The sequence below is a fragment of the Streptomyces profundus genome (assembly GCF_020740535.1).
GTDB lineage: Bacteria > Actinomycetota > Actinomycetes > Streptomycetales > Streptomycetaceae > Streptomyces > Streptomyces profundus.
Map to the genome: position 1 here is coordinate 2,780,574 of NZ_CP082362.1, position 16,203 is coordinate 2,796,776.

Consider the following 16,203-nt stretch of genomic DNA (forward strand, 5'->3'; position numbering starts at 1 on the left):
GATCAGTAGCGGTCACGGGTGGCGGTGACGAGTTCGTCGGGTCCGGTGGCCTCGTACAGCTCCGCCTCGGCTCGCCGCACGGCCAGGACGGCGCCGAGGAGTTCGGGGCCCAGCGCGGTGGCGAGGACCGATGAGGCCGCCAGTCGGTCCACGGCCGCCGGCAGCGATTCGGGCAGCCGCTTCTGGTTCAACTGGCCCGACGGGTCGCCGACGACCGGCAGCGGCAGCGTCAACTCCTCGCGCAGGCCCGCGATTCCGGCGGCCAGCACCGCGCCGACCAGCAGATACGGGTTGGCGGCGCCGTCGAAGCACTTGAGTTCGGCGTTGGCGCCGCCGAGGTCGTCGGGTGAGCCCTCGATGAAGCGCAGCGCGGCCTCCCGGTTCTCCAGGCCCCAGGAGTGGTAGGCGCCGGCCCAGTACCCCGGGCGGAGGCGCAGATAGCTGGCCGGCGACGGCGCGCCCAGCGCCAGCAGCGCGGGCAGTTCGCGGAACACGCCGGCCAGGAACGCCTCACAGTCGGCCGTCATGCCGAACGGGCCGTCGCCGCCCCGGCACAGGTTCTTGCCCTCGCGCCACAGGCTGAGGTGCAGATGGCGCCCGTTGCCCAGGCCGTCGCCGCGCACCATGGGCGCGAACGAGGCGGCGAGCCCGTGGCGGGCCGAGACCGCGCGGACGGTCTCCCTGGCGAGTACCGCGAGGTCGGCGGCGGCGAGCGGGCCGGTCGGGGTGAGGGAGACCTCGAACTGGCCGAGCGCGTACTCCGGATGGAGTTGCAGCGGTTCGAGCCCCTGCGCGGTGAACGCGTCGAGCAACGCGCTGAGGTAGTCGGAGAGTTCGACCAGCCGCGCCATACCGTAGGCCGGCCCGTTCGCCACCTGCCCCGCGTCGTCCGCCGCCCGGCCGACCATCCACTCGGTCTCGAAGCCCATCAGCAGTTCGATGCCGAACTCCTCGGCCACGGTGGCCACTTGACGGCGGGCGAACCGTCGCTGGCAGGCGGGGTAGGGGGCCCGGGACGATTCGAAGCGGTCGACGGGGGCCCAGGCCCAGCCGGGTTGGCCGGCGAGCACGGTCAGCCGGTCCAGGTCGGGGACGAGCCGCAGGTCGCCGTCGGGGCCGCCGATATGCGGGCTGTCCGTCATCGAGTCGTCCACCAGGTAGACGTCGAAGACCGGCGACATGCCGACGCCGTTGCGCACGGCCTGTTTGAGCCGTGCCGTCGGCACCGCCTTGACCCGGGTGATGCCGGCGTTGTCCACCCAGGTCAGGGCGATGCCCCGCACGCCCGCCGAGGTGAGCCTGGCCATCGCCTGCTGAGTGTGGTCCATGCGGGCAAACCCTGCCGCGCCCACCCACATCGCCGCAAGCAGCCCATCACCCAACCGGGTGGTCCGACACCTCCTAGACTCAACCGGTGATCATCTGGTTGAACGGGGCGTTCGGGGCGGGGAAGACGACGACCGCCCGCGCGCTGGTGGAGCGGCTGCCCGACGCGCTGCTCTTCGACTCGGAGCAGGTCGGCGCGCTGCTGGCGCGGGTGCTCGACCCGGCCACCGTCACGGACTTCCAGCAGTGGCGCCCGTGGCGCCGCCTGGTGGTGGGGACGGCGCGGGAGTTGCTCGACCATGTCGGCGGGGTGCTGGTCGTCCCCCAGTCGGTGCTGGTCGAGGAGTACTGGGACGAGTTGCGCGCCGGGTTCGCCGAGGCCGGCGTCCCGTTGCGCCCGTTCCTGCTGCATACCGACCGGGAGACGTTGACCGGTCGGATCACCGGCGACGAGGCGGAGGGCGCCACCGCCCACGCCTGGCGCCTCGCGCGCCGGGACGACTACGAGCGGGCGTTCCCCTGGCTGGCGAGGGCCCTGACCGTCGTCGACACCACGGACCGTCCGCCGGCCGGGGTGGTCGACGACATCCTGGCCGCGTTGCCGCCCTCCCTCGGCGAGGAGCCGGACGTGGGGCCGCCCCGGATGAGCGAAGCGGAGCTCGCGGCGGTCACCGTGGGGGCGGTGCGCCCGCTCGAAGGGCGCGTCCGGCTGATGGAGCCCCACCCCGAGTGGCCTCGGGTCTTCGCCGCCGAGGCGGCGGCCGTCGGCCGTCAACTCGGCTCGTTGCCACATGGGTTGGCGCATGTGGGCTCGACCTCGGTACCCGGGCTGCCGGCCAAGCCGGTCGTCGACATGCTGCTGACCGTGCCGGACCCGGCGGACGAGGGCGCCTATGTGCCGGCACTCGAAGCGCTGGGCTACCGGCTGGCGATCCGCGAACCCGACTGGTTCGAGCACCGGGTGCTCCGCAGGGAGGATCCGGCGCCAGGTGCCGAGGGGGTGAACCTGCATGTGTTCCCGTCGGGTTGCCCGGAGGTGGAGCGGATGCTCACCTTCCGCGACCGGCTTCGCGCGCGGGACGAGGAACGGGACCTCTACGCCCGGACGAAGCGCGCCCTGGCCCGTCGCACCTGGGCGCACACCCAGCACTACGCCGACGCGAAGTCCGCCACGGTGGAGGCGATCCTCGCCCGTGCCCGACGCGGCTGATCCGGCTCATGCGCCGCCCTGGCGGGCCGCCTGGAGGCGTGCCAGACGTCGTTGGCGATCTGCTTGGGCAGGTAGAGGTTGACGACGGGGATGAACCAGCCGAGCACCCCCATCCGGGGGCATAGCGCAACTGGCCGGGCGCGAACCGTTCGGCGGCCACCCGCACCCGGGCGAACCAGATCAGCCAGCACACCACCAGCGCCACGCCCACGAAGATCTGCGCGACGAGCAGCACAACGAACCACCCGACCCCAGAGGCTTGGAGGCGCGTGGGTAACCTCGTGTCCCGTGACGGATGTCGACAGTGCCAGCGAGGGCCCGTTCCGCTTCGAGACGATCGGCGGCGTGGCCGTGGCCGTCTGTCCGGCCGATGGCGCCGTCATCGCGGCCGAGGCGGACATCATGGATATCGTCGGCAACGCGAGCTACCAGGGCGCGCGGTGGGTGGTGATCCCCGCCGAGCGGCTGGCCGACGCGTTCTTCCAACTGCGCACCCGCGTGGCCGGCGACATCGTGCAGAAGTTTGTGAACTACCGGCTCGGACTGGCCGTCATCGGTGACATCTCCCGCCACACCGCCGCCAGTTCGGCCCTGCGGGACTTCGTCCGCGAGTGCCAGGCGGGCGGCCAGACGTGGTTCCTCGACGACATCGACGCCTTCCGCCACCGCCTCACCGCCACCCCCGGCTGAGCGAGGTCAGCCGCTTCGAGCGACCGGCCGCCGCGCGGTGCGGTGCCCGTCCGGTGGCGGGGCGACGGCCCGTCGTTCCCGCCACCGGCTGCCACACATCAGCGCTCGGCGAGCGCCCGGCCGGCCTCACGGGCGGCGGCCAGCGCCTCGGCGTGCTGCTCCTTGGCGACGTCCCGCAGGCTCTCCATCCCCGGGGTGGCGGCGGCGAGGGTGAGTTCGCGCTTGATGGTGGTCAGTTCGGCCTCCCAGATGTCGGCGAGGATCCGCTCCAGGTAGGGGGTGGAGTGGTCCCAGCCCGCGCGCGGGGCGCCGGGGCCGTAGCCGCCGCCCAGGGTGGTGGCCAGCACGGTGGGGGTGCCCTTCAGCAGCGGCGTGGTGGGGCCCGCGCCGGCGATGACGAGGTCCACCCACACCTTGAAGTGCTGCGAGATGCCGTAGTTGTACAGCGGGACGGCCAGAATCGCGGCGTCCGCGTTCTGCACCTCCTCGGCCAGCGTCGCGCCCAGCGCCAGCGCATCGCGCTGGGCCTCGGTGCGGTCCGCCTCGGCGGCGAAGGCCGCCGTGGTGGCGAGCGTCCACGCGTCGGCTGGCAGCGCGTCCGTGCCGAGGTGACGCCTGGTCACCGTGGCGCCGGGGTGGGCCGCGACCCACTCGGCCTCGGCTATGTCGGCGATCTCGGCGCTGGCGGAGGTGCCCGGCAGGATGCTGGCGTCCAGACGGAACAGGTTCATGATCGTGATCCTTCGAACGGGACTTGGTGCGTCCGGTGGCCCACGGACTGATCGCACCGTGGGAACAAGCAGAACAAGCAGAACAAGCGGGCCAAACAGAACAAGCGGGACAGCGGTGGGCGGCGAGGAGTCGGGGGTGCCGACCCTTCGCGACCTCGGAACAGCATAAACGGACTTCACCCCGTTTAGTATTCCGCCCTGTAGATTGGGCCCCGTGGACCGCCTTGTAGTGCCCTTCGGGAAGCCGCGCGGCGAGCGCGCCGACGCGGTGCGCAACCGTGAGCACCTGCTGCGGACCGCCCGCGAGATGCTCGCCGAGCACGGCGCCGACCGGGTCACGATGGACGGTCTCGCCGAGCGCGCCGGCCTCGGCAAGGGCACCGTCTTCCGCCGCTTCGGCAGCCGGGCCGGCATCTTCCGGGCGCTGATCGACGCGGACGACCGGCGGTTCCAGCAGCAGGTGCTGTCGGGGCCGCCGCCCCTGGGCCCCGGCGCCGAGCCCGTCGACCGCCTGGTCGCCTACGGCCGCGCCCGCATCGCCTTTCTCGTGGAGCACCACGCCATCGCGCGGGCCGCCCTCGACCGCACCCAGCCGGTCCCGGCCGGCACTCAGTCGATGACCCAGCTCCATATCCGGATGCTCCTCGTCCAGGCCGGGTCGGTACCGAACCTCGACGGCGTCGCGGTCCAGATCACCGCCGCGCTGGAGGGCCCGCTGCTGCTGTACCTCTCGCGCCCCGAACCCGACACGGCCGTCGCGGCGGCGGCCTTCACCGACTTCCTCGGCGACGCCTGGCAGACCCTGGTCGAGCGCCTGCTCCGCTGAGGCGGGAGGCGGACGGCCCGCCCGCTCGACGGTGCGTCCGGCACGGCGCGGGAGGGATGTACCGCCGGTACACCTCTCGGTGGTGACTGGCAGACGGTGCCCGGAGGCGGTTGCCTGGACGTGGTGGCACTCGTCCCGGCCGTCACGGCGACGGGAGAACGGGTGCCCGGCCCGGCACACGCGACGGAGACGCCGCCGCGCACCGGGCCCGTCACCGCAGGCGGTGCCCGCCAGCACCGGAAGGCCCCATCACGTAAGGAAACCCTCATGCGCGGAGCAGTGATCCACGCCCCAGGCGACGTGCGCTTCGAGACCGTGGACGACGCGAAGGTCATCCACCCGACCGACGCCGTCATCCGGACGGCCCTGACCTGTGTCTGCGGCTCGGACCTGTGGCCCTACCGCGGCGCCGAGCCGACCGAGCGGGCGCACCCCATGGGGCACGAGTACATCGGTTTCGTGGAGGAGGTCGGCTCCGAGGTCACCTACCCGCGGCCGGGCCAGTTCGTCGTCGGCTCCTTCGCCACCTCCGACAACACCTGCGCGAACTGTAGGAACGGCTTCCAGTCGAACTGTCTGAACCGCGAGTTCATGTCCACCTGCCAGGCCGAGTACGTGCGTATCCCCAACGCCCAGGGCACCCTGGTCGCGACCGACGAGGTGCCGGACGAGTCGTTGTGGCCGAGCCTGCTGGCCGTGTCCGACGTGCTGGGCACCGGCTGGTGGGCCGCCGACGCCGCCGCGGTCGAGCCGGGCTCGACCGCCGTGGTCGTCGGCGACGGCGCGGTGGGGCTGTGCGGGGTGATCGCGGCCAAGGAGATGGGCGCGGAGCGCGTCATCGCCATGTCCCGGCACGAATCCCGCCAGCGGCTCGCCCGGGAGTTCGGCGCCACCGACATCGTCACCGAACGCGGCGAGGAGGGGATCGCCCGGATCAAGGACCTGACGGGCGGGATCGGGGCGGACTCCGTGCTGGAGTGCGTCGGCACCCCCCAGGCCATGAGCCAGGCGCTGCACTCGGCCCGGCCAGGGGGCAACGTCGGCTTCGTCGGCGTCCCCCACGAGGTCGCGATCGACGGCCAGGAGCTGTTCTTCTCCCACGTCGGCCTGCGCGGCGGCCCCGCCCCCGTGCGCCGCTACCTGCCGGACCTGATCGACCGGGTGCTCGCCGGCCGGATCGACCCGGGCCGGGTCTTCGACCTGACCCTGCCCCTGGAGCGGGTCGCCGAGGGCTACCAGGCCATGGACGAGCGCCGCGCCATCAAGACCCTCCTCACCCCCTGACCTGTCGGTCCTCCCACACGATCGACAACTTCCGCACGTTGTACGGAAGTTCGCCACAGCAAGGGGGACGCGTGGATATCATTCCGGCGGCCGTGCGCTCGGGTGGGCGAGCGATTCGGGCGTCGTCGGAGGGGGAGACCATGCCATGGACCGTGCCGCAGAACCTGAGGCTGTCGATGCGTCACCAACTCGACATGCGGCAGGGGCCCAGCGTGGTGCGCAGCCAGGTCCGGCTGACCAGCGTGGTGGTCGCCCGGCCCGAGCGCGGTGAGGTGCGGGTCGCCCTCGCGTGCGGGCACTGCGGCCGGGAGGGGATCTTCGTGATCCAGGACCTGGACACGACGCGTCAGCTCCGACGCCGGCCGATCACCCGTTCCCTGATCTGGGCCTTCGTGTGCGCGGCGGTCATGGTGGGCTTCTGGGTCGTCGGGTTCGCCGGCGGCAGCATCCTCTTCCAGGTGCTGGCGATCCCGGCGACCATCGTCCTCGCGCCGCTCGCCTTCGTGCTGTCGGTCGACCCGACCTCGAAGATCGGGGTGGAGCTGCCCGAGCCGGCGTTCTTCGACAGCAGGACCGCCCGGGAGGGGATCACCTATGTGACCCGTGACAGGCGTCCGGGCCAGGGGCTGAGTTGCGTCGGCGCGGCCGAGGCGGCGAAGTGAACACCGCCCCGACCGGCGCCGGTTCGGGTCAGGTCGTGTCGCCCACGGTGCCGGCCAGGGCGGACGGGAGCGGGTAGGCGTCGACCGCCACCGTCGGGTCCAGGGCCTCCACCCTCACCGCCAGGTAGAGCGTGGTGTCGGTCAGCGCGTAGCCCAGGGCGTGGTCGAAGTCGGCGGGAAGACGGCCGACGGGCGTCTGGGCGCCGTCGGCCAGGTCGAGGGAGATCAGCTCCCCGCCCTGGTGCATGACCAGCAGCCGTCCGTCACCGAGCTCGAACGCCGCGTCCGGCGTCCCCGGGTAGTCGTGGTGCCAGCCGAGTTCGCCGGATGTCAGGTCATGGCCCCTGAGGTGCGAGCGGCCCTCCTCGTCGAACTCCGACTCAAGCGCCGTGTCGCCGGCCAGTTCCGGGTGGAGGAAATGCCCGCCGGCCGGCTTCCGGGTCCGTATCCCGCCCGACGGGTCGAATGTGGTCGCCTCGCCGTCGATCAGCAGCGTCAGCGGGTCGCTGCCGAGCACCTCCACCGCCCGGCCGCCCAGCTCGCTCACCGGGCGCGTCCACAGCTCCTCGCCGGTCGCGCTGTCGAACACGGTCTGGAGGTTGTTCTCGTTGCGCTGCTCGTCGGTGGTCTCACCGCAGTTGTAGGAGACGGCGGTGTGTTCGACCGAGGGCGCCCAGGAGTGGCCCCGGCAGCCCTCCGGCGGCCAGGGCACGGGGAGTCGGGCACCGTCGGCGAGGTCGAGGCGCTGGTAGGAGTACGGCACGGACGTGCCGGCCGAAGGGGTGACGGAGGCGCCGACCCAGTCGTCGGCGAGGGTGATCCCGACCCAGGAGACGGGATCCTCGACGGTCTCCCCCGGCTCCGTGAGCCCCGCCGTGTCCACCAACCGCTGGCGCCAGCGGAGTTGACCGTCCGCCGTGTCGACGATCGCCAACTCGGCGCAGACACCGCTGTGTTCGGCGTCCTCAAAGGCGACGGCCGCCAGCCCGGCCGCGTTGACCCCGCTGCTCGCCGCGCAGATCGCCCCGGCGTCGACCGGTGTCTCGAACGTCCAGAGCGGCTCGCCCGTCGACGGGTCCAGGGCCAGCACCGCGTCCCTGCCGACCGGGGCCAGCAGCTCCGATGTGGCCCACAGCGTGGTGAGTTGGCCGGAGCGGACGTCGAACCCCTCCTCGGCCCGCCAGGACCTCTCCCATTCGGTCGCCTCCGGCGGCGTCTCCCCGTCCGGCTCCTGCCCCCCGCCGCCGCGCTGGAGCACCAGCACCGTGGCCGTCGCCGCGACCGTGGCCAGCAGCGCGCCGGCCACCGCCAGGCGTCGCCTTCGCCGCTGCCGCGCTGATTCCGTCATGCCCGCACCCCCGATGCCCCCGTTCGCACCATCCGACACTCTCGGCGCGACGCTTGCGGACACGCGGCTGGGCGCCCGGCGGTTCCCTGACGCGCGGTCGGCCGGCCGGGGTGCGTGCGGTGACCGCCGCGCGCGGGCTACGTTCGCCGGGTGACGAGCAGCGACGAACACGAGCGCGAGACGCGCGAGCAGGACCGGCCCACGCCCAGGGAGCTGTTGGCGCGGGCGCCGCTGATGGCGCGCCCGCTGCCGCCGTTCGACCCCGGTGCCGCGCCCGCGTCCCCCGGCCGGCTCTTCGTCGACTGGCTCGCCGCGGCGACCGACGCCGGCGTGCTGGATCCGGGCGCGGCGCTGCTCTCCACGGCCGGCGCCGACGGTCGTCCGGACGCCCGGGTGGTGGCGCTGCGCGATGTCGAACAGGCCGACGCCGGCTGGGTGTTCGCCGCCGACACGGCCAGCCCCAAGGGGGTGCAGCTGGCCCAGCGGCCGGCCGCCGCGCTGTCCTTCTACTGGCCGGCGCAGGGCCGGCAGATCCGGATCAGGGGGGACGTCACCCAGGCCACGGCCGAGGTCTCCGTCGCCGACTTCAGGAACCGTTCGCCCGTCTCGCGGGTGGCCGGGCTGATCGGCCGGCAGAGCACCCCGATGGAGTCGCTGACCGCCTGGGACACGGCGGCCGAGGCGGCGAGGCGGCAGCTGGACAACAACCAGGACGCGCACCCGCCCGGCCACACCGTCTTCACGCTCCGCGCGCACCAGGTCGAGTTCTGGCAGGGCGACGCGGGGCGGCGCCATGTGCGGCTCGGCTACCACCAGTCGACGGACGGCACCTGGCGGCGGACGCTGCTCTGGCCCTAGTCCAGGAGGGGTGGCGGGAAGTCCGCGCAGCCGCTGTGGTCGGCGGTGGTGGAGAGGGGGGTGTCGGACGGGTAGAGGGTGGCCTCGATGGAGTAGGTCAGGAAGCAGTCGTCGGACGGGTAGGGGTATTCCAGGGTGATGAACTCGCTGGGTCCGGTGAGGTCGTCGGAGATCCGGACGTCCTGGAAGGCGCCGTCCAGGTACCAGTCCACGACGACCCAGGAGTCCGCGTCGATGCCGTCCACGCCGATCTCGGCGTAACCCACCTCGCAGGCGCAGGAGTCGTCGTAGAGCGTGACGAAGCTGAGGATCTGGATGCCGGCCGAGGCGTTGTCGGGGGCGTCGCTGGTGTCCTCGGTGGGGGGTGGTTCCTCGACGGGTTCCTCGACCGGTTCCTCGGTGGTGGGTTCGGGCTCGGGCTCGGGTTCGGAGGTGGTCTCCTCGGCGGTGGAGGGTTCCGGGTCCGGGGTCCAGGGCGGGTGCGAGGAGCTGGTCGACCGGTCGCCGGGGTCGGCGCCGTCGGCGCGGTCGTCCTCGGAGCCGCCGCCGCCCGAGAGGACGGCGATCAGGACGACGGCCAGCGCGGCGGCGGCCACGGTGCCGAGGGCCGCGAGGGCGGCCCGGCGGGGGCCGTGGCCCGAGCCGCCGGGCCTGGTGCCCGGCCGGTGCGGCGAGGCGGTGGTGAGCGGCCCGGGGACCGGCGCGGACAGGATGTGCGGCGGATGGAACGGCGGCAGGGCGGGGGCCGAGGCGGCCGGTGGCGGCGGGGCGGCGGGAACCAGGTGGGTGGGGAGCCAGCCGGCGCCAGGGAGGTGGTCGGGCAGGCCCATCGCCTGGGCCAGCTCCCGGCAGGACTCGACGACGGCGGCCGGGTCCGGCCGGTCGTCGGCGTCCTTGGCCAGGCAGGCGCCGATCAGTTCGCGCAACTCGGCCGGGCAGCCGGCCAGATCGGGTTCCTCGTTGATGATCCGGTAGAGGAGCGCGGGCGTGGCGCCCTCGCCGAACGGGTGGCTGCCGGCGGCGGCGAACGCGGCGGTCAGGCCCAGCGCGAACACGTCCACCGCTGCCGTCACCGAGCCGTGGCCCACGATCTGTTCCGGCGCCATGAACGCCGGGGTGCCGACGCGGGACTCGGCGCTGGTCAGCGAGGTGGCGTCGGCGGCCCGCGCGATGCCGAAGTCGATGACGGCCGGCCCGTCGGCGGCCAGCAGCACATTGCCCGGCTTGAGGTCGCGGTGGACGACGTCGGCCGCGTGGATCGTCGCCAGCGCCTCGGCGACCGCGGCGATCAGCCGGACCACCGCGTCCGGCGGCAGCGGACCGTGCGCGGCCACGGCCGTCAGCAACGAGGGGCCCGGGACGTACGCGGTGGCCAGCCAGGGCACGGCGGCGTCGGTGTCGCTGGCGACCAGTGGGACCAGGAACCGGCCACGCACCCGCCGGGCCGCCTTGACCTCGTGCTCGAACCGCCGCCGGAAGAGCGGGTCTTCGGCCAGCTGGGTGTGGACCAGCTTGAGCGCGACCGGGCGGCCGTCCGGGTCCGTGGAGAGGTAGACGGTGCCCATGCCGCCGGTGCCGAGGCGGCCGTGCAGGGCGTGGCCGGCGACCTCGCGCGGGTCCTGCGGCTGGAGCGGCCGGACCTGGTCGGCGAGTGGCGGGCCGGGGTCCGGGCCTGGCGTCGGTTCCGTCACGCGTGTCCCCCTCACTGCCTGACTCGGCGGTGGCCGCCGCTGGGCATCCGGTCATCGTACGGGCGATCGGGTGGCCCGGGGGCTGGCGCGGGGCATATGACGGGACGCCGCCCCCGCCCGGGTGGGCGGGGGCGGCGTCCGGCCTTCGGTCAGGAACGGGTCGTCACGGCGTCCCGTTCGCGCGGTTCGCTCTCCGGCGCCTCGTCGGCGGCCGGCTCCTGGACGACGGCCGAGCCCTCGACATCGACGTTGGGCAGGATGCGGTCCAGCCAACGCGGCAGGTACCAGGCCGAGTTGCCCAGCAGCGCCAGCACCGCCGGCACGATGGCCATCCGCACCACGAAGGCGTCGAAGAGAACGGCGACCGCGAGGCCGAAGCCGATCATCTTGATCATCTGGTCGGAGGTGCCGATGAAGCCGGCGAAGACCGCGATCATGATCACCGCAGCCGCCGTGACCACCCGGGCCCCGTCCCGGAAGCCGGTCACCACCGCCTGACTCGCGGACTCCCCGTGCAGCCGGGCCTCCCGCATCCGGGTCACCAGGAACACCTCGTAGTCCATGGCAAGACCGAACACCACACCGACCATCAACAGCGGCATCATGCTCATGATCGGGCTGGTCTGCTCAACTCCGAACAGGCCGCCGAGCCAGCCCCACTGGAAGACCGCGACCACGGCGCCGAGCGCGGCCAGCACCGACAGCAGGAAGCCGAGCGCGGCCTTCAGCGGCACCAGCAACGACCGGAACACGACCGTCAGCAGCAGGAACGCGAGCCCCACCACCAGCACCAGATAGGGCACCAGCGCGTCGTTCAGCTTCTCCGAGACATCGATGTTCATGGCCGTGGAACCGGTCACCAACACCTCGGCCCCGGTGTCGGCGGCGATGCCGTCGCCGGCCTCCCTGATGCCGTGCACCAGGTCCTCGGTCTCGGCCGAGCTGGGCTTGGAGTCCGGGATCACGGTGATCGTCGCCGCGTCCCCCGCCTCGTTCAACACGGCCGGGGTGACCATCGCCACGCCCGGCAGCCGGCCGACCTCGGCGGTCACCCGGTCCGCCGCGCCCTGCGGGTCGGCGGCGTCCGCCGTGTCCACCACGGTCAGCAGCGGACCGTTGAAGCCCACGCCGAAACCGTCGGCCAGCGTGTCATACGCCTTGCGCTGGGTGGTGCTGGTCGGCTGGGTCCCGTCGTCGGGCAGGCCCATCTCCATCTGGGTGACCGGCAGCGCCATCGCGCCGAGCCCGACCACCGCCGTCAGCAGCACCGTCACCGGGCGACGCAGCACGAGGTTCGCCCAGCGCACACCCATCGCCGGCCGGCCGCTCGCGGTCTCGTCGGACGGCGATGTCTCGCGGGACCTGCGGGGGTGGACCCGGGCGCCGGCGTAGCCGAGCAGGGCCGGGATCAACGTGAGGGCGATCAGCACCGCGATCAGCACGGTCGCCGCCGCGGCGAGGCCCATCTCGGTCAGCAGCGGAATGTTGACGACGGCCAGGCCCACCAGGGCGATCACCACCGTAAGACCGGCGAAGACCACGGCGGAGCCCGCCGTGCCGACGGCCCGCCCGGCCGCGTCCTCCCGCTGCCGGCCTTCGCGCAGCTCGCCCCGGTAGCGCGAGACGATGAACAGCGCGTAGTCGATACCCACCGCGAGGCCGATCATCATGGCCAGGGTCGTGGTGTTGCTGCCCAGGTCGAGCACGCTGGCCAGGGCGGTGATGCCACCCACGCCGACGCCGACGCCGATCAGCGCGGTCAGCAGCGGCAGTCCGGCGGCCACCATCGAACCGAAGGTGATCACCAGCACCACGGCGGCGACGCCGACCCCGATGATCTCCGTGGCCGCCACCTCGGGCACCGTCTGTAGCGCGTCGCCGCCGACCTCGACGGCGAGGCCGCGCTCCCGCGCGTCGTCGATGACCGACTCCAGGGCGTCGCGGGTGGAGTCGTCCAGCTCCATCGACGGGGCGTCGTAGGTCACCGAGGTGTAGGCGACGCGGCCGTCCTCGCTGACCGTGCCCGTGGTGAACGGGTCGGTCACGGCGGCCACTTCGGGAGAGCTCTCGCCCAGCGCGGCCAGCGTCCGCTCGATCTCGGCCCGTGTCTCGGGCGCGGTGACGTCGCTGTCAGCGGGCGCCTCGAAGACCACCCGGGCGCTGGCACCGTCCGCGTTGGCCTCCGGCACCCGCTCCGCCAGCAGGTCGAACGCCTCCTGGGCCTCGGTGCCGGGGATGGAGAAGGAACCGTTGGTCGGGGCCGGCGCCGTCGCCGCGCCGACGCCGGCGAGGGCGAGCAGGGCCAGCCAGAGGAGGGTGACGATATGCCGTTGCCGAAAGGCGAATCGGCCCAGTTTGCTGAGGAATATGGACACGGAGGAAAACTCCCGATCAAGATCGGAGGGTCGGGGGGGGTGAGTGGGCGTGAGTGGGGGTGGGGGTGGGTCGGGGGCGGTGCGGGGGTGGGGCTGCGGTGCGTGGGGGTTCGGTGCGCGGGGGTTCGGGGCGCGGGGGTTCGGCTCAGAGGCCGACGGCCGGCAGGATCACGGCGTCGATATAGCTGAGGAGGAACTCCCGGGTGGGCAGCTCGCCCGTGACCAGCTCCTCCATGGCCAGCGCGCCGATCGCCATATGCGGGATATAGCGCAGCGCGGGCCGGTCCGGCGGCACCTCGCCCCTGGCCACCGCGCGCTCCAGCAGGCTGTCGAACTCGGCGGTGGTCGGGCCGATCACGAGCTCCCTGAACGCCGTCAGCAGGTCGGGGTTGTTGTGGGTGGCGGTGATGAGGCCGCGCATCAGCGCCGAGTGCTCGGCCATGGACTGGTCGTCGCCGACCATCACCAGGGCGCGGAGGTCGCCACGCAGGGTGCCGGTGTTGATCTCGGCCGGGCGGACTTGGCGCCCGGCGTGCAGTGCCTTGACCACCAACTCGGGCTTGCTGCCCCACTGCCGGTAGAGCGTGGCCTTGCTGGCGTGGGTGCGGGCGGCTATGGCGTCCATGGTCAACGCCTCGTAGCCGACCTCCCGCAGCAGGTCGAGTACGGCCTCGTACAGCTGAGCCTCACGCTCGGGCGTGATCCGCCGCCGCGTGCTCTCGGTGGTCATGGACGGGCATCTCCTTAAGTGTACGAAACCGTTTCGTACGAACTCTCTCGAAGGTAGGGCATCCGCTTATCGAAACGAAGCCGTTTCGATGTGGCTCTCCTCACACGTCCCCCCGCGCGCTCTATCGTTGGCCGATGCGCGCACACCACATCGACCGCCCGGCGGACCTCGACGCGGTCCGGGACTCCTATGACCGAGTGGCCGACAACTACGTCCAGATGGTGGTGACGACGGGAATCGGCGACATCCGCCGCCACCCGTGGCTCAAGGCGTCGATCGACGCCTTCGCCGACACGGTGAGCGGGCTCGGCCCCGTTCTCGACGTCGGCTGCGGCCCCGGAACGGTGACCGCCTACCTCGCCGAACGCGGACTCGACGTGTCCGGGGTCGATCTCTCCCCCCGCATGATCGAGAACGCGCGCCGCCTGCATCCGCGGTGCCGTTTCAGCGTCGGCTCCGCGACCGAACTCGACCTGGCGGAGGCGTCGCTGGGCGGCGTGCTCGGCTGGTGGTCGCTGTTCAACCTCCCCCGCCCCGTCCTTCCCCAGGTCCTCGCCCTGTTCGCCCACGCGCTGAAGCCGGGCGGCCACTTCATCACCGCCACGCATGTCGGCGACGGGGACAAGCCGCGCACCGAGTGCTACGGGGGCGTACCCGTCCAGTGGACGACCCACAAATGGCGGCCGGAGCAGCTCACGGACCTGATAGAGCGGGCCGGGCTCCAGCCGGTCGCCGAACTCCGCCTCCCCGCCGACGACCGCAGCGGCCCCGGCGTGGTCATCACAGCCAAACGCCCTCCCCTGCCGGGAACCACCCCCTGACCCGCGCCCCGGGCCGGGCGCCGGAACGGTGGCTCGGACCGGGGGACCGGGCGCCGGAACGGTGGCTCGGACCGGGGGGCTCCGCCCCCGACCCCGGCCCGCGCGGCCTCCCCGGTCGGCGGGGGTCGCCCGGCCCCAACCCGCCGGCCCGCGCGCCCAGTTGAGGCCCCCGCCGGCCGGACGGACGCCTCCGGCCGGTCAGACGCGGGCGCCGTTCCGGTGGCGACCCGCAACCAGAAGCCCATCCGGGCCCCGGGCCCCCGCCGGGCCCCGCCCCGGCCGGGAAGTCCCCGCCCCGACCCGGAAGTCCCCACCCCGGGCCGAGAGTCGGCCGGACCGCCGGCCCGGGGGCCCGCGCCGGCCGGATTCGGCCCCCACCTCGCCCGGCCAGGCCGGGCCCCGGCCCGTCCGGAACCCGCCCCACCAACCCGATCCGGCGAGCGCCCTTCCGATCAGGACCCACCGGCCCCAACCGAGCCCGTGCGAACTGCCCACCACCCCCCGCCCCCCGCGTCCTCCCCCTCAGGGCCCCCGGCCCCAGAACCCCGCCGCCCCAAGGGCACAGCCCCCAGCCCCCGCCCCCCGGCTAGCCCCGCCCCGCGTCCTCCCCGTCAGGGCCCATCGGCCCCCGCCCCCGGCCCCCGGCCGGGGGCCCCGCCGAGCCGGCCCGGCCAGGGCACCGCACCGTGTAGGTGGTGGAGTTTGGTGGGGTTGCGGATGGCGTAGAGGCTCGTGATCAGGCCGTTGGCCAGGTGGACCGCGAGGGCCGTGTCGATCCTGTCGTCGGCGCGGAGGAGCAGGCCGGGGGAGCCGTTGATGTCGGTCGGGCCGACCGACAGTGCGGGGTCGAGTCCGACCAGGACCCGCGCCACCCGGTCGGCGCCCACGATGGGCGCGAGCGCCGCGCGCACCGCCCCGCCGCCGTCCGTGAGCAGGACGACGTCGGGTGCGATCAGGTCGAGGAGGCGCCGTGGGTCGCCCGTCGCGATCGCCCGTTGGAACGCCGCCAGCGCCTCGCGCGTCTCGGCCGGGGAGACGGCGCCGCCGCGCGGCCGGCGCGCCGCGACATGGCGCCGCGCGCGGTGCGCGATCTGGCGCACGGCCGCCGGGGTCTTCTCGACGGCGTCGGCGATCTCGTCGTACTCCACCGCGAACACCTCGCGCAGGACGAATACCGCCCGCTCGGTCGGCGCCAGTGTCTCCAGCACCAGCAGCATCGCCATCGAGACGTTCTCGGCGAGTTCGACGTGTTCGGCGACGTCGGGCGCGGTCAGCAGGGGTTCGGGGAGCCAGGGCCCGACATAGGACTCCCTGCGCCGGCGCAGCGCGCGCAGCCGGGTCAGCGCCTGGCGCGTGGCGATCCGGACCAGGTAGGCGCGCTGGTCACGGACCGTTTCGAGGTCGACGCCCGCCCAGCGGAGCCAGGTCTCCTGAAGGACGTCCTCGGCGTCGGTGGCGGAGCCGAGGATCTCGTAGGCGACGGTGAACAGCAGGTTGCGGTGGGTCACGAACGCCTCGGTCGCCGGGTCCCAACGGCCCTCGCCCGCCGTCCCCTCTCCGTGTTCGTTCATCGCTGGCTCCCGCCGCTCGTGCTCGTTCGCGCGTCAGCCACAGGACGCCGGCCTGGCCCGCGCTGTGACAGCCGTCGGCT

At 73.4% G+C, this 16,203-nt stretch carries 14 protein-coding genes and 2 pseudogenes; 8 read left to right on the forward strand and 8 right to left on the reverse strand.

Annotated features, from left to right (window positions below):
* Positions 1-2: 2 nt before the first annotated feature.
* Complete coding sequence (locus K4G22_RS12160) at positions 3-1,328, reverse strand: type I glutamate--ammonia ligase (RefSeq protein ID WP_228080061.1); 1,326 nt, start codon at positions 1,326-1,328, stop codon at positions 3-5.
* 86 nt (positions 1,329-1,414) lie between these two features.
* Between K4G22_RS12160 and K4G22_RS31950 the strand changes: the two are divergent.
* Positions 1,415-1,918 (forward strand): annotated as a pseudogene (locus K4G22_RS31950) (P-loop nucleotide/nucleoside kinase family protein); the annotation flags it as partial.
* 123 nt (positions 1,919-2,041) lie between these two features.
* Positions 2,042-2,536: pseudogene (locus K4G22_RS31955) on the forward strand (GrpB family protein); the annotation flags it as partial.
* On the opposite strand, the gene K4G22_RS31960 reads toward K4G22_RS31955, so the two are convergent.
* Positions 2,476-2,940, reverse strand: a complete 465-nt coding sequence (locus K4G22_RS31960; RefSeq protein ID WP_425336658.1) for a DUF4328 domain-containing protein — start codon at positions 2,938-2,940, stop codon at positions 2,476-2,478. The pseudogene K4G22_RS31955 and the gene K4G22_RS31960 sit on opposite strands and share 61 nt — an antisense overlap.
* Between K4G22_RS31960 and K4G22_RS12175 the strand changes: the two genes are divergently transcribed.
* The gene (locus K4G22_RS12175) at positions 2,825-3,226 is read left to right on the forward strand and encodes a DUF4180 domain-containing protein (protein ID WP_228080062.1); all 402 of its coding nucleotides are present in this window, start codon (positions 2,825-2,827) and stop codon (positions 3,224-3,226) included. The two genes, K4G22_RS31960 and K4G22_RS12175, sit on opposite strands and share 116 nt — an antisense overlap.
* Before the next feature lie 98 nt (positions 3,227-3,324).
* On the opposite strand, the gene K4G22_RS12180 is transcribed toward K4G22_RS12175, so the two are convergent.
* Positions 3,325-3,957 carry an FMN-dependent NADH-azoreductase gene (locus tag K4G22_RS12180; RefSeq protein ID WP_228080064.1) on the reverse strand — a complete coding sequence of 211 codons (633 nt, stop codon included), beginning with the start codon at positions 3,955-3,957 and terminating at the stop codon, positions 3,325-3,327.
* A 214-nt stretch (positions 3,958-4,171) separates the two neighbouring features.
* Between K4G22_RS12180 and K4G22_RS12185 the strand changes: the two genes are divergently transcribed.
* From K4G22_RS12185 to K4G22_RS12195, 3 genes are all read left to right on the forward strand, one after another.
* The gene (locus K4G22_RS12185) at positions 4,172-4,783 is read left to right on the forward strand and encodes a TetR/AcrR family transcriptional regulator (RefSeq protein ID WP_228080066.1); all 612 of its coding nucleotides are present in this window, start codon (positions 4,172-4,174) and stop codon (positions 4,781-4,783) included.
* 267 nt (positions 4,784-5,050) lie between these two features.
* On the forward strand, positions 5,051-6,067 hold the full coding sequence (locus tag K4G22_RS12190) for a zinc-dependent alcohol dehydrogenase family protein (protein ID WP_228080067.1): 1,017 nt from the start codon (positions 5,051-5,053) through the stop codon (positions 6,065-6,067).
* Positions 6,068-6,207: 140 nt separating this feature from the next.
* The gene (locus K4G22_RS12195) at positions 6,208-6,729 is read left to right on the forward strand and encodes a hypothetical protein (RefSeq protein WP_228080069.1); all 522 of its coding nucleotides are present in this window, start codon (positions 6,208-6,210) and stop codon (positions 6,727-6,729) included.
* A 28-nt stretch (positions 6,730-6,757) separates the two neighbouring features.
* Here K4G22_RS12195 and K4G22_RS12200 read toward each other — a convergent pair whose 3' ends face one another.
* Positions 6,758-8,077 (reverse strand): outer membrane protein assembly factor BamB family protein, encoded by a 1,320-nt coding sequence (locus K4G22_RS12200; RefSeq protein WP_228080070.1) that lies wholly within the window; start codon positions 8,075-8,077, stop codon positions 6,758-6,760.
* A gap of 150 nt (positions 8,078-8,227) precedes the next feature.
* Between K4G22_RS12200 and K4G22_RS12205 the strand changes: the two genes are divergently transcribed.
* Complete coding sequence (locus K4G22_RS12205) at positions 8,228-8,935, forward strand: pyridoxine/pyridoxamine 5'-phosphate oxidase (protein WP_228080072.1); 708 nt, start codon at positions 8,228-8,230, stop codon at positions 8,933-8,935.
* Here the strand turns inward: K4G22_RS12205 and K4G22_RS12210 are convergent.
* From K4G22_RS12210 to K4G22_RS12220, 3 genes are all read right to left on the reverse strand, one after another.
* Entirely contained in the window at positions 8,932-10,626 is a 1,695-nt protein-coding gene (locus K4G22_RS12210) for a serine/threonine-protein kinase (RefSeq protein WP_228080073.1), read from the reverse strand. The genes K4G22_RS12205 and K4G22_RS12210 overlap by 4 nt on opposite strands.
* A gap of 149 nt (positions 10,627-10,775) precedes the next feature.
* Positions 10,776-13,001: an MMPL family transporter gene (locus tag K4G22_RS12215; RefSeq protein WP_228080075.1), complete on the reverse strand. Its 2,226-nt coding sequence runs from the start codon at positions 12,999-13,001 to the stop codon at positions 10,776-10,778.
* Between the two features lie 145 nt (positions 13,002-13,146).
* The gene (locus K4G22_RS12220) at positions 13,147-13,731 is read right to left on the reverse strand and encodes a TetR/AcrR family transcriptional regulator (RefSeq protein ID WP_228080077.1); all 585 of its coding nucleotides are present in this window, start codon (positions 13,729-13,731) and stop codon (positions 13,147-13,149) included.
* Between the two features lie 134 nt (positions 13,732-13,865).
* Here K4G22_RS12220 and K4G22_RS12225 point away from each other — a divergent pair, with 134 nt between their 5' ends.
* Complete coding sequence (locus K4G22_RS12225) at positions 13,866-14,552, forward strand: class I SAM-dependent methyltransferase (protein ID WP_228080079.1); 687 nt, start codon at positions 13,866-13,868, stop codon at positions 14,550-14,552.
* A gap of 611 nt (positions 14,553-15,163) precedes the next feature.
* Here K4G22_RS12225 and K4G22_RS12230 read toward each other — a convergent pair.
* Positions 15,164-16,123, reverse strand: a complete 960-nt coding sequence (locus K4G22_RS12230; RefSeq protein ID WP_228080081.1) for an RNA polymerase sigma-70 factor — start codon at positions 16,121-16,123, stop codon at positions 15,164-15,166.
* Positions 16,124-16,203 lie beyond the last annotated feature (80 nt).